We start from the raw sequence: 11535 nt of genomic DNA, 5'->3' as shown, positions 1-11535 counted from the left end.
CGAGGTGTGTAAAACCCAAGGATGGGACTTCGTAACACTGCCAGAGGGTTTGGAACGCGGTTTGCAGCACGGCACAGCAAGGTTGACTCGACAGTACGCCCCCATAGCGTCCATTGCCCACAAGGCAACTGGAGCGTTGCAGCGGTTGTGCCTGAGCGCCCTGAATGTGTTGCGCGGCAAGGCACGGACCCGACCCCGGAACCCAGTAAACCCACACAGGCAAGAACAGTCGGCATCACCGTACGTACGCCAGCTGGCGTAGGCGCGGTTCCGCAGCACTGATCTGGATGTCTACTGAAGGGGAATCATCCCATGCAGTCTGGAAAAATCGTCGTCGAAAACCTCTACAAGGTGTTCGGCGCAGAGCCACAAGAAGCCATCGACCTGCTCAAGCAGGGGTGGAGCAAGGAACGGATTCTTGCGGAGAAAGGCGCGGTTATCGGCGTCAGCGACGTGTCCTTCAGCGTCGAGGAAGGTGAAATTTTCGTGCTGATGGGCCTCTCCGGCTCCGGCAAATCCACCCTGATTCGCCTGATCAACCGCCTGGTTGAACCCAGCGGCGGCAACGTCTACATCGACGGTCAGAACGTCGCCAAGATGCCCAAGGCGGAGCTGATCGATCTGCGCCGCCGCGACATGAGCATGGTCTTCCAGTCCTTCGCCCTGATGCCCTCGCGCAGCGTGCTGGACAACGCCGCCTTCGGCCTGGAAGTAGCCGGCAAGAGCAAGAAGGTGCGCGAAGAGCGCGCCATGCAGGTACTCAAGCAGGTTGGCCTGGACACCTTTGCGCACAAGATGCCGCATGAGCTGTCCGGCGGCATGCAACAGCGCGTCGGCCTGGCCCGCGCCCTGGCGGTTGACCCGTCAATGATCATCATGGACGAGGCGTTTTCTGCCCTCGACCCGCTCAAGCGCCGCGAGATGCAGGACGTGCTGCTGGAGCTGCAGAAGACCGACCGCCGCACCATCATCTTCGTTTCCCACGACATCGAAGAAGCCATGCGCATCGGCACCCGCATCGGCATCATGGAAGGCGGCAAACTGGTTCAGGTCGGCACCCCGCAGGAGCTGATCGATAACCCCGCCAACGATTACGTGCGCAACTTCTTCAACACCGTCGACACCAACCGCTACCTCACCGCCGGCCAGCTGATGGCCGACAGCGTGCCGATCTACGTGCACAACGGCAAAGCGCCGGATGCGCAGAAGGTCTGCCAGGAGCTGCAGGCGCTGGATAAGCACTACGCCTTTGTGGTCGACGAACAGCACACCTTCCAGGGCTCCATCAGCCTGGAGCGCATCGCCCTGCTGGTCGAAGGCGGCGGCACCTGCGGCCTCGACGACCAGGTGCTCAAGTCAATCAAACCGATCCCCGAAGACCTGCCGCTGGACCAGGTGATTGAACGCCTGGTGGACAACGAAGGGCCGATTCCGGTGGTCGACAGCAATGGCCGCTACAGCGGCGCCATCAGCAAAGGTCGTCTGCTGACCCGCCTGCAGGGAGAGTTCCATGAGTGAGAAACAGCTCGACCTGGGCAGCTGGGTCAACGACGTGGTGCAGCACCTGCTGGACAACTACAGCGATGGCTTCGACAGCATCGGCGCGGTGGTCAACGGCTTCTCCGAAGGCATCGAATGGCTGCTGATGCTGCCACCGGCCTGGCTGCTGATCGCCATCTTTATCGGCCTCGGCCTGTGGCGAATCGGCTACAAGTTCGCCATCTTCACCGCCATCTCCTTCGTGCTGATCGTGCTCACCGGCTTCTGGGAACAGACCGTGGTGACCCTAGGCCTGACCTTCTCCGCCACGCTGATCAGCTTGCTACTCGGCATTCCCCTGGGCATCTGGGCGGCGCGCAGTGAGCGGGTGGCAACCATCATCCGGCCGATTCTCGACTTTATGCAGACCATGCCGGCGTTCGTTTACCTGATTCCCGCCGCCATGCTGTTCGGCCTCGGCCGCGTGCCGGGGATCATCGCCACGGTGATATTCGCCATGCCACCGGCCGTGCGCCTGACCAACCTGGGCATCCGCCAGGTGAATAAAGAAATCATCGAAGCCGGCCAATCCTTCGGCTGCACCCCGCGTCAGCTACTGTTCAAGGTCCAGCTGCCCAACGCCATGCCGTCGATCATGGCCGGGGTCAACCAAACCATCATGATGGCCCTGTCGATGGTGATCATCGCCTCGATGGTCGGCGCCGGCGGCCTGGGTAACGACGTACTGGCGAGCATCCAGCGCCTGGACATCGGCCTGGGCTTCGAAAGCGGCATGGCCGTGGTGCTGTTGGCGATCATTCTCGACCGCATCACGGAAAGTTTCGGTACCCCGCAAACCGCCAAACGCAGCAGCCTGTTCGGCTGGTTCAGCGGCAAGCTTCAACGTCAGTAAGCCTTAGCTTTTGCCATCACAGGGAGTCGCAGATGAAAACGATTAAACAGCTCGCAGGTGTCGGCCTGCTCTCCGTGGCCATGCTGCAAAGCGCCTGGGCGCAGGAGCCGGAGAGTTGCAAGATGGTGCGCTTCGCCGAAATCGGCTGGGCCGACATCGCCGCCACCACCGGCGTCGCCATGACCCTCAGCGAAGGCCTGGGCTACCAGACCCGCAAAATCATGGCCTCCGTGCCCATCGCCTTTACCGGCGTGCAGAAAGGCCAGATCGACGTATTCCTCGGTTACTGGGCGCCCTCGATGGACGCCGTGATCGAACCCTTCACCAAGGATGGCGGCGTCAAAGTACTGCCCAAAGCCAACCTGGAAGGCGCCAAATACACCCTCGCCGTGCCGACCTACGCCGCTGAAGCCGGGCTGAAAAGCTTTGCCGATATCGCCAAGTTCAAGGATCAGCTGGACGGCAAAATCTTCGGCATCGAGCCAGGCAACGACGGCAACCTGCTGATCGACGGCATGATCAAGAGCAACCAGTTCGGCCTCGGCGACTTCAAAATGGTCGAATCCAGCGAAGCCGGCATGCTGGTTCAGCTGCAACGCGCGGTGAAGAAGAATGAACCCGCCGTGTTCCTCGGCTGGGCACCGCACCCGATGAACACCCAGTTCGACATCACCTACCTGGAAGGCGGCGATGACGTGTTCGGCCCGGATTTCGGCGCCGCCAAGGTCTACACCGTAGTACCGGCGGATTACGAAGCACGCTGCGCCAACGTCGGCAAACTGCTGAACAACCTGCAGTTCACCGTGGAAATCGAAAGCCAGCTGATGGAAAAGGTTCTGGATAAACAGAACCCCACCACCGTCGCCAAAGAGTGGATCAAAGCCAACCCGGCAATCCTCGACCAGTGGCTGGCCGGCGTAACCACCTATGACGGCCAGGACGGCCTTGCAGCGGTGAAGAAACACCTCGGCCTGTAAGTCAAACACCGCGCCGCCCCAGTGATCTGCGGGCGGCGCGGTTAACTGATTCACCTATTTAGCAACTCAACCAGCGAGGCCACACGGCCATCGCCTGGTTTGCTGCACCCGCGATTTACCTCGCGACCGATCAACCCCCTCGCCCCTTTGGGGAGACGACTGCATGGATGCAAGAGGTAGGGCGACGCAGGATGCCAAAGCCGAGGGTTGGGGAGAGGGGCTACAGGAAATCAATACGTAGCCCGGATGCAATCCGGGAACGGACTCGCCGGCACTGCAAAACCCCGGATTCCATCCGGGCTACACAAGCGCAACAGCAACATGTTTACCCAGCTAGGCCCGCAAGAAGAACGCGCCAGTAACTCACTGAACTGCCACTCTCACTGACGGAGCACACCCTATGCGAAACCTGAAAAACCTCTGCCTGCAAAGCCTCGGCGTCGCCGCCCTGGCCCTCGGCATGAGCAGCGCCATGGCGGCGGACAAACCCACCCTGAACATCGGCTACGTCAACGGCTGGGACGACAGCGTCGCCGCCACCTTTGTCGCCGGGGAAATTCTCCAGAGCAAACTCGGCTACAGCGTGGCACTCAAACCTGTAGAGCCGGCCATCATGTGGCAAGGCGTAGCGCGCGGCGACCTCGACGCCACCCTCTCCGCCTGGCTGCCCGCCACCCACGGCGAATACTTTGAAAAACTCAAAGACAAAGTCGAAGTGCTCGGCACCAACTACGCCGGCGCCAAAATCGGCCTGATCGTACCGGACTACGTCCAAGCCAAAACCATCGCCGACCTGCAAACCTACGCCAAAGACTTCGACGGCAAAATCACCGGCATCGACGCCGGTGCCGGCGTCATGCGCCGCGCCGAAGAAGCGATCAAGGAATACGCCCTGGCTGACATCAAACTGATGCCAAGCTCCGGCCCGGCCATGGCCACCGCCCTGACCCGCGCCGAGAAAAACAAACAAGCCATCGTCGTCACCGGCTGGATTCCGCACTGGATGTTCGCCAAATGGAACCTGCGCTTCCTCGAAGACCCGAAAAAAGTCTTCGGCGATGACGAACACGTCGACACCGTGGCCAACCCCAGCCTCGCCGGCAAAGCCCCAGAAGCCGCTGCCTTCCTGAAGAAATTCTCCTGGAGCGGTGAAGAAGTCGGCGCCGTCATGCTCGCCATCCGCGAAGGCGCCAAACCGGAAGATGCCGCCAAAGACTGGATCAGCAAAAACCCAGAGCGCGTCGCCGAGTGGCTTAAATAAGCCCAGGCTGCACCTCTATATAGAAGCGGGCTACGGCCCGCTTTTTTGTGCCTGCGAAATGACGGTGGAGAATGTTCTAGACAGGTGGAGATGGGGGTGGATAGGGTTGGGGGATTGTGGCTGCACCGCTTTCGCCTAATCCCGCTGAGTTGCGACATACGGTGTGGGATATAAACAGGCTCTAGCAGGTAAAGCGGCGTTATACGGCAGGTAAAAGCGACATTGGCATGTCGCAGAATTAATAGTTAGGGCAATAAGGAGAACGCCATGAATGATGAAGTCAATAATGACGAAAACCTTGAACTACCTAAAGAAGGAAAAATTGCAAAATATTCACGCGGTGCCTTACAAGCTATTGGAGGCGCAGTCCCTTTTGCAGGAGGAGTTTTTTCGGCTATTGCAGGCGCGTGGTCAGAAGGCGAGCAGGAAAAGGTAAATCGCTTTTTCGAACACTGGGTGCAAATGCTTCGAGATGAACTCAAAGAGAAAGAAGAAACCATTATCGAGATAATGGCTAGGCTTGACCTTCAAGATGAAACGGTTACCGAAAGAATAGAAAGTAAAGAATATCAGTCATTAGTTAAGAAAACATTTCGCGAATGGGCCGGCGCTGAAAGTGAAGAAAAACGCATTTACATAAGGAATATTCTGTCAAACGCTGCTGCTACAACAGTCTCAAGCGACGACGTGGTAAGAATGTACATTGATTGGATTAATACATATTCAGAAATGCACTTTCAAGTAATTGGGGCCATCTACAACAGTGCCGGAATAACGCGCGGCGGTATATGGAAAAAGATCGGAAAGGGTGCTGTACGCGAAGACTCAGCAGACGCCGATCTTTATAAATTATTATTTCGCGATTTAAGCACCGGCGGAATAATACGGCAACACAGGGAAACAGATCGATTTGGTAATTTCATTGCAAAGCCAGCCGCCAGAAAGCCGCAAGGGAGCGGACCTAAACCTCTTGTATCGGCATTCGATGTACATGAAGGTTATGAACTAACTGCGCTTGGGCAGCAATTCGTCCACTATGCCATGTCCGAATTGCCTCCAAAAATAGAATTCACTTCTGAAGGTGAGAGCCCTAACTAGTGGTTCAAACCGTTCGCTGCGCTCACTGAACTAAAGGGGACACAACTAAAGGGGACAGATTTATTTATCGCAAAATAAATCTGTCCCCTTTGCCACCACAAGCCTCACGGAGCAGTCTTGATCATCTTGCACACAACTCGCATGCGTCTGGAGCCGATTACCGAGCAGCATCTCGACGGTGTGTACGCAATGGACCAGATCCCCGAAGTCATGCGCTATATCAGTGGCCAGCCGGCAACACGTGAACAGACCGCGGCCTGGATCGCCCGAGTTCAGCGATGCTGGGCTGCTTGGGGTACCAGCTGGTGGGCCTTCATCGACCCCGCAAGCGGCCGGGTCGCTGGTACTGGCTGCATTCAGTACGCCCGTCGCGAAGCCGACCTTCCCGACGACCTGGACAGCTTGAGGAGCAACCCACTCGAAATTGGCTGGCGACTGCATCCCGATTTCTGGCGCAAAGGCATGGCCAGCGAGGCAGCGCTGCGCATGGCTGAGTTCGCTTTCGACTCTCTTGCCGCCCAGGAACTGATCGCTGTGCGCCACCCTGACAACGTCGCATCAGCACGCGTGATGGATAGGCTGCACATGCACTACCGAGGCGTAGAAACTTGGTACGGTACACTCGAGGCTACCCATGTGGTCACTCGCGACGACTGGCTGAAGACTTGACCCGAACCCCTCAAAGCCGAACTGGAACCCGGTGATGCCTAAGGAAACTCTGAAAAAAAGTACAGGCGGATCAAGCAACTACAGAATCGTAACCGCGGTCTTCGGACTATTCTTCGTCGTACTTGCGGTCGCAATTGTCGTCGTGTCTGACCGCACTGTCGGCCCCCTACTAGCCGCTGTAGTCATTAGCGTCTTGGGCATTGATGCCATTGCTAGCGCACTCCGCAACAAGCCTTCGCTGCTTTCCCGTATCGGCCCATTACCGTGACGGAAATGGGCGCGGGGCCCAAAAAGCTAAAGAGGTCGGAGTGGCTTATTTTTGATCTACTCAGAACCATCACACCGCTAGACAGCTCGCAAAACTTACTTTCTTTGCATACCACTATTAACCAACCCGGCCTAAATCCATGAACCGCCGCAAAAAGATCAAACAGCTACTAGAAGCTCACGCCAAAAAAGCCAACGCCAAATTGGCACCAAAAAAGAAATCCACCTACATCAGCAAAGCCGACCGTTTAAAGCTGGCCGCTGAAGCCGGCCAAGATTCAATCGTTACTCCCGAGCCAACGGAATCGGATTTAACTGCTCCAATCAAAGACGCGCCACAGCCATAAATTCAATACGCAGTGATGGACTACAAGGAAGAACGCTCATATGCCAGGCCAATACCCAAACAGAATCAAACAACTGCCCTTATTCGACGGCCGCTTTGACGCCTACAAGCTTGAGGCAAAAGACAGCACCGTTCTGTTTGCCTCCTACCCCGCCGGAACATCCATCCCGCCGCACAGCCATGACACCGACAACCATGGCGTGATTACGCGCGGCGAGTTGGTCCTGACTATGAATAACCAAACGATCAGGGTTAGCGTCGGTGAGTGGTATCACGTACCTGCAAACGTTGAGCACTCGGCTTTATTTGAGGTCGAGACGGATGAGGTTGAGTTCTGGTTTCAGGGTTAACCCACATGCGCCTCAGTCTTTATCTCTTGTTGTTTATTGCGCCGGCATCACTGGCCAATGAGTGCGTGGTGCTATTGCATGGCATGGGCCGAACCAGCTATTCGATGAATGCAATCGAAGACTCGTTAGCCAAAGAGCACTACACCGTTATCAACAACAGCTACCCGTCCACGGAACAAGACATTCAACAGCTGGCGTCAGTGGTGGGGGACGGCATTGCCGAGTGTAAAAAGGCGGGGGCGCAGAGCATCCACTTTGTTACCCATTCTCTGGGCGGCATCTTGGTCAGGCAGTACTTTCAGAACAACGTCGTTGCCGAAGCCAAGCGGGTGGTCATGCTTGGCCCACCCAACCACGGCAGCGAGGTGGCAACGAATAAGAAAGACCAGTGGTGGTACAAAATAGCGACCGGGCCAGCCGGACAGCAGCTCGGCACGGAAGCCGACAGCACGCCCAACCAGCTTAAATCGATCCCTCTGGAGATCGGCATAGTCGCCGGCACAGAAAGCCTGGACCCATGGTTTGCAGGCGATTTGCCCAAGCCAAACGATGGCAAGGTTTCGGTGGAGAGCGCAAAGCTCGCTGAGATGAAGGACTTTATTACTGTTCCGCACAGCCATACGTTTATGGCCAATGCAGATGTTGTGACCAGCCAGATCAAGCTGTTTCTGCAGCATGGTCATTTCAACCATGACCCCTAACCAGTTGTTGGCAGCGCGAATAATCGAATATGGCCACAACTAGCCCGCCCGATAAGCCCAACCGCAGCGCCTTCTGGGCCAGACGCGTTATTACGCTCGCGCTGCTTTGCCTACTCGGCCTGCTGCTACCGCTGCTCTCGCACCTGCTCGCAGACTCCGCAGGCACGCTGGCCTGGCTGATCGACCTGGCCAGCCATTGGCAGTGGCTGTTCTTGCTCGGGTTAGTGGTGTTTGCCGGGTTGGCCTGTTGCCGTGATAAACGCTGGGCCGTTCTGCTGTTGGCGCTGCCATTGCCCTGGCTGACGGCATCCGCGCCGGCACCAACTGGCGAGCCGCAGGTCCAGCTGTTTGCCGTGGCCAGTGCCAACGTCCATCTAGATAGCCGCAACACGCAAGGGTTAGCCACTTGGTTGGCCCAGGAAAAGCCGGATGTGGTGGTGCTGCTGGAGGTTTCCCCAGCCTATGCGCAAGGCTTGCGCACGCTGCGCGATTACCCCTTTCAACACATCGTTGCCCAGGACAGCCCCTTTGGCATCGCTGTGTTGTCACGCCACCCGCTGCAGCAGGTAGAGGTGGTCGAGGATGCGCAGGGGATTGCCCATATCGAGGCGCAGTTGCAGTGGCACGGCCAGCCGATCGGGATTATCGCCCTGCACCCGATGCCGCCGCTTTCGCCGCAGTATCACAGCGTGCGTAACGCCAAGTTGGCGGCCCTGGCCACGCAAGCCGCAGCCAGCGCCATACCGACGGTTTTAGCCGGCGACCTGAATGCCACGCCTTGGTCGTCGGCCTTTAGCGGGCTAGCGCAATTGGGTTTGCGCCGCGCCAGCGGTTTGGCCGCGACCTGGCCGGCCGTCTTGCAGGGCGTGCTCGGGTTGCCTATCGACCATGTGTTGGTCACGCCGCATTGGGCGGTGGCGGCGCGCCAGGTAGGTCCACCGTTGGGCTCGGATCATTTGCCGGTACTGGTTCGCCTGGTGCCGACGCTAGAGAAATAAAGGCGACAGGTTTACTTTGCCTAACCGCCTGCACCCGCACAGCAAGCCATTCCAATCATTGAGGGACCACCATGATCACCTGCCATATCCGCTATGTGCTCGACCCGCGCAAACTCAAGGAATTCGAGCATTACGGCAAGCTGTGGATTGCCCTGGTGGCGAAGTTTGGCGGTACGCATCACGGTTACTTTCTGCCCTCGGAAGGTGCCAACAATATCGGCCTGGCGATGTTCAGCTTCCCCAGCCTCGCGGAGTACGAGCAGTACCGGCTGAAATCCTTTGCCGACGCCGAGTGCCTGGCGGCCTTTAAATATGCGGAAGAGACCCAGTGCGTGATCAGCTACGAGCGCACCTTTTTCCGCCCGGTATTCGATGCCTGACTGAACCTTAATTGCCGAGTTAAGCGCATGTCCCAGCTCGCCCACTTTCAGTTAATGGCCCGCTATAACGCATGGATGAATGACAAGCTCTACGCGGCTGCCGGCCAGCTGTCGTCGCAGGCGCTGAGTGAGGATCGCGGGGGGTTTTTCCCGTCCATCCTCGCCACGCTTAACCATATTGCGGTGGCCGATATCATCTGGCTCAAGCGCTTTGCCGAGCACCCGGCCTGCGCGGAGCTGCGTGAAGTGATCAGCGATCTGCAACGGCCAGTGGCACTGGATCAGCTTTTGTTCGACACCTTCGCGCCGCTGCATACCTTGCGCGGCCGGCTGGATGGGCATATCAGCGACTGGGTAGCAGCACTGACCGAGCCGGACCTGGAGCATGTGCTGGCCTACGGCAATATGAAGGGCGTGCCGGCGCAGCGGCCGTACGCCAGCCTGATGCTGCATTTCTTCAATCATCAAACCCACCATCGCGGTCAGGCCAGCACCTTGCTGCACCAGGCCGGCCAGGATATCGGCGTGACCGATTTACTGGCGCTGATTGCCGACGTTGAGCCGCGCTAATGCGCTCCGCAATCCACCAGAGCCAAGACAGCCGATGAAGCCACTCGCCCTGCTGCTGGTTTATCTCCCGCGCATCGCCTTTCGCCGGGCGGCGCAGGCGCAGCTGGGTGCTTGTTTACCAGCGGCCACGGCGGCAGCGGTGTGGGCCAGAACCCTGGAAATACAACGTGAATTGCAATACACGCAGGTAAGCCATTCGCCTGGGGTGAATCTGCTGCTGCGTTATATGCAGTGGGATTGCGCGCTGTACCGCGTCCTGCAGGAGCAAGGCATTGGCCAGCAGCAGGCCGGCGAGTGGATCGAGCAGATAAACTGGCAGATCTTTGCCCCGGCCAGCGCCATGGCGTTCAAGGTGTCGCGCCTGCGCAGCGGCCGCTTGCAGACGCGCATCAAGTGGCTACTCGATGCGCTGTTCAGCCTGGTGTTTACCCGCCCTTTCCGCCGCAGCAATCTGCCCGCCGCCGATGGCGTGGCCTTTGATGTGCAGGTGTGCCCGCTGGCCAGCTACTTGCGCGACCAGGGCGTGCCGGAGCTGACCCACTTTGCCGCGTGCAGCCTGGATTACCGCATGGCCAGCGATTGGCGCGTGACTCTGCAGCGCACGCAAACCCTCGCCGGCGGCGCGGCCTACTGCGATTTCCGCTTTAGCGTGCCGCCCGTTCAGCTGATTGCTCGCGAAGGCACGGGCGTCGATAAAACCGCCGCTGATCAGCCTGGAATCTAGCTCCGTCGGCCCTCGCGCAGCGGCATGCCCCTGACCGACAGGTCATCTCTGGAACGTCATGTTTGATTGATCGTTCAACAATAACCGGCCTAGACTGCGCGCATTCCGGGGACGCCCCCATCGATGGAGAAGCAGATGCCCAAGGTCGGAATGCAACCGATCCGCCGCTCGCAATTGATCGCGGCCACCCTCGAAGCGGTTGATCAGGTCGGCATGAGCGATGCCAGCATCGCCTATATTGCGCGGATCGCCGGGGTCTCCAACGGCATCATCAGCCACTATTTCCGCGACAAGAACGGCCTGCTCGACGCCACCATGCGCCACCTGATGCAGGCGCTCAGCGATGCCGTGCGCGAACGCCGCGCCAGCCTGCCGCCGGACCAGCCGCGCGAACACCTGCGGGCGATGATTGAAGGCAACTTCGATGACAGCCAGGTCAACGGCCCGGCGATGAAAACCTGGCTGGCGTTCTGGGCCACCAGCATGCACCAGCCGGCGCTGCGGCGTTTGCAGCGGGTCAACGATCACCGTTTGTATTCCAACCTGTGTGGGCAATTCAGCCGGGTATTGCCGCAGGATCAGGCGCGCACCGCTGCCCGTGGTCTGGCGGCTTTGATCGATGGTTTGTGGCTGCGCGGCGCGCTGTCCGGCGAAGGCTTCGACACCCGCCAGGCGATTGAGATCGCCTATGAATACCTTGATCTGCAATTGGCCAAGGCCACGTAGGGTGGGTTAGGCACCGGCCACTAGCGCCCAGCCACAGATGGTTTGATTGCGCCGTAACTCACCATGGGGCTCAACC

At 58.6% G+C, this 11535-nt stretch carries 14 protein-coding genes; all 14 read left to right on the top strand.

Going from position 1 to position 11535, the window contains the following annotated elements:
- The first annotated feature begins 312 nt into the window (after positions 1-312).
- The 14 genes from Q8O69_RS13190 (at position 313) to betI (ending at position 11459) form a co-directional block, all read left to right on the top strand.
- Positions 313-1518, top strand: coding sequence for a glycine betaine/L-proline ABC transporter ATP-binding protein (locus Q8O69_RS13190; protein WP_305592774.1), 1206 nt, complete (start codon positions 313-315; stop codon positions 1516-1518).
- A complete protein-coding gene (locus Q8O69_RS13185; RefSeq protein ID WP_305592773.1) occupies positions 1511-2392 on the top strand; it encodes a proline/glycine betaine ABC transporter permease in 882 nt (293 codons plus the stop codon). The genes Q8O69_RS13190 and Q8O69_RS13185 overlap by 8 nt, the downstream gene beginning before the upstream one ends.
- Positions 2393-2424: 32 nt before the next feature.
- Positions 2425-3369, top strand: a complete 945-nt coding sequence (locus tag Q8O69_RS13180; protein ID WP_305592772.1) for a choline ABC transporter substrate-binding protein — start codon at positions 2425-2427, stop codon at positions 3367-3369.
- A gap of 400 nt (positions 3370-3769) precedes the next feature.
- On the top strand, positions 3770-4630 hold the full coding sequence (locus Q8O69_RS13175) for a glycine betaine ABC transporter substrate-binding protein (RefSeq protein WP_305592771.1): 861 nt from the start codon (positions 3770-3772) through the stop codon (positions 4628-4630).
- Positions 4631-4897: 267 nt separating this feature from the next.
- The gene (locus Q8O69_RS13170) at positions 4898-5728 is read left to right on the top strand and encodes a hypothetical protein (protein ID WP_305592770.1); all 831 of its coding nucleotides are present in this window, start codon (positions 4898-4900) and stop codon (positions 5726-5728) included.
- A 117-nt stretch (positions 5729-5845) separates the two neighbouring features.
- Complete coding sequence (locus Q8O69_RS13165; protein ID WP_305592769.1) at positions 5846-6397, top strand: GNAT family N-acetyltransferase; 552 nt, start codon at positions 5846-5848, stop codon at positions 6395-6397.
- A gap of 407 nt (positions 6398-6804) precedes the next feature.
- On the top strand, positions 6805-7011 hold the full coding sequence (locus Q8O69_RS13160) for a DUF2986 domain-containing protein (RefSeq protein ID WP_305592768.1): 207 nt from the start codon (positions 6805-6807) through the stop codon (positions 7009-7011).
- Between the two features lie 40 nt (positions 7012-7051).
- The gene (locus tag Q8O69_RS13155; protein WP_305592767.1) at positions 7052-7360 is read left to right on the top strand and encodes a cupin domain-containing protein; all 309 of its coding nucleotides are present in this window, start codon (positions 7052-7054) and stop codon (positions 7358-7360) included.
- Between the two features lie 5 nt (positions 7361-7365).
- Positions 7366-8061: a triacylglycerol lipase gene (locus Q8O69_RS13150; protein ID WP_305592766.1), complete on the top strand. Its 696-nt coding sequence runs from the start codon at positions 7366-7368 to the stop codon at positions 8059-8061.
- Positions 8062-8090: 29 nt separating this feature from the next.
- Positions 8091-9059: an endonuclease/exonuclease/phosphatase family protein gene (locus tag Q8O69_RS13145; protein ID WP_305592765.1), complete on the top strand. Its 969-nt coding sequence runs from the start codon at positions 8091-8093 to the stop codon at positions 9057-9059.
- 71 nt (positions 9060-9130) lie between these two features.
- Positions 9131-9439, top strand: coding sequence for an NIPSNAP family protein (locus Q8O69_RS13140; RefSeq protein WP_305592764.1), 309 nt, complete (start codon positions 9131-9133; stop codon positions 9437-9439).
- A 27-nt stretch (positions 9440-9466) separates the two neighbouring features.
- A complete protein-coding gene (locus Q8O69_RS13135) occupies positions 9467-10009 on the top strand; it encodes a DinB family protein (protein WP_305592763.1) in 543 nt (180 codons plus the stop codon).
- A gap of 34 nt (positions 10010-10043) precedes the next feature.
- Entirely contained in the window at positions 10044-10733 is a 690-nt protein-coding gene (locus Q8O69_RS13130) for an L-2-amino-thiazoline-4-carboxylic acid hydrolase (RefSeq protein WP_305592762.1), read from the top strand.
- A gap of 135 nt (positions 10734-10868) precedes the next feature.
- The gene (betI, locus tag Q8O69_RS13125; protein ID WP_305592761.1) at positions 10869-11459 is read left to right on the top strand and encodes a transcriptional regulator BetI; all 591 of its coding nucleotides are present in this window, start codon (positions 10869-10871) and stop codon (positions 11457-11459) included.
- Positions 11460-11535 lie beyond the last annotated feature (76 nt).

Source organism: Pseudomonas sp. (assembly GCF_030690725.1).
Taxonomy (GTDB): Bacteria; Pseudomonadota; Gammaproteobacteria; order Pseudomonadales; family Pseudomonadaceae; genus Aquipseudomonas.
This window is presented reverse-complemented; position numbering and strand designations above follow the sequence as displayed.

What these genes read in the sequence shown, in the direction of transcription:
- Q8O69_RS13190 (WP_305592774.1), top strand. Translation starts at nt 313, where the DNA reads ATGCAGTCTGGAAAAATCGTCGTCGAAAACCTCTACAAGGTGTTCGGC.
- Q8O69_RS13185 (WP_305592773.1), top strand. Translation starts at nt 1,511, where the DNA reads ATGAGTGAGAAACAGCTCGACCTGGGCAGCTGGGTCAACGACGTGGTG.
- Q8O69_RS13180 (WP_305592772.1), top strand. Translation starts at nt 2,425, where the DNA reads ATGAAAACGATTAAACAGCTCGCAGGTGTCGGCCTGCTCTCCGTGGCC.
- Q8O69_RS13175 (WP_305592771.1), top strand. Translation starts at nt 3,770, where the DNA reads ATGCGAAACCTGAAAAACCTCTGCCTGCAAAGCCTCGGCGTCGCCGCC.
- Q8O69_RS13170 (WP_305592770.1), top strand. Translation starts at nt 4,898, where the DNA reads ATGAATGATGAAGTCAATAATGACGAAAACCTTGAACTACCTAAAGAA.
- Q8O69_RS13160 (WP_305592768.1), top strand. Translation starts at nt 6,805, where the DNA reads ATGAACCGCCGCAAAAAGATCAAACAGCTACTAGAAGCTCACGCCAAA.
- Q8O69_RS13155 (WP_305592767.1), top strand. Translation starts at nt 7,052, where the DNA reads ATGCCAGGCCAATACCCAAACAGAATCAAACAACTGCCCTTATTCGAC.
- Q8O69_RS13150 (WP_305592766.1), top strand. Translation starts at nt 7,366, where the DNA reads ATGCGCCTCAGTCTTTATCTCTTGTTGTTTATTGCGCCGGCATCACTG.
- Q8O69_RS13145 (WP_305592765.1), top strand. Translation starts at nt 8,091, where the DNA reads ATGGCCACAACTAGCCCGCCCGATAAGCCCAACCGCAGCGCCTTCTGG.
- Q8O69_RS13140 (WP_305592764.1), top strand. Translation starts at nt 9,131, where the DNA reads ATGATCACCTGCCATATCCGCTATGTGCTCGACCCGCGCAAACTCAAG.
- Q8O69_RS13135 (WP_305592763.1), top strand. Translation starts at nt 9,467, where the DNA reads ATGTCCCAGCTCGCCCACTTTCAGTTAATGGCCCGCTATAACGCATGG.
- Q8O69_RS13130 (WP_305592762.1), top strand. Translation starts at nt 10,044, where the DNA reads ATGAAGCCACTCGCCCTGCTGCTGGTTTATCTCCCGCGCATCGCCTTT.
- betI (WP_305592761.1), top strand. Translation starts at nt 10,869, where the DNA reads ATGCCCAAGGTCGGAATGCAACCGATCCGCCGCTCGCAATTGATCGCG.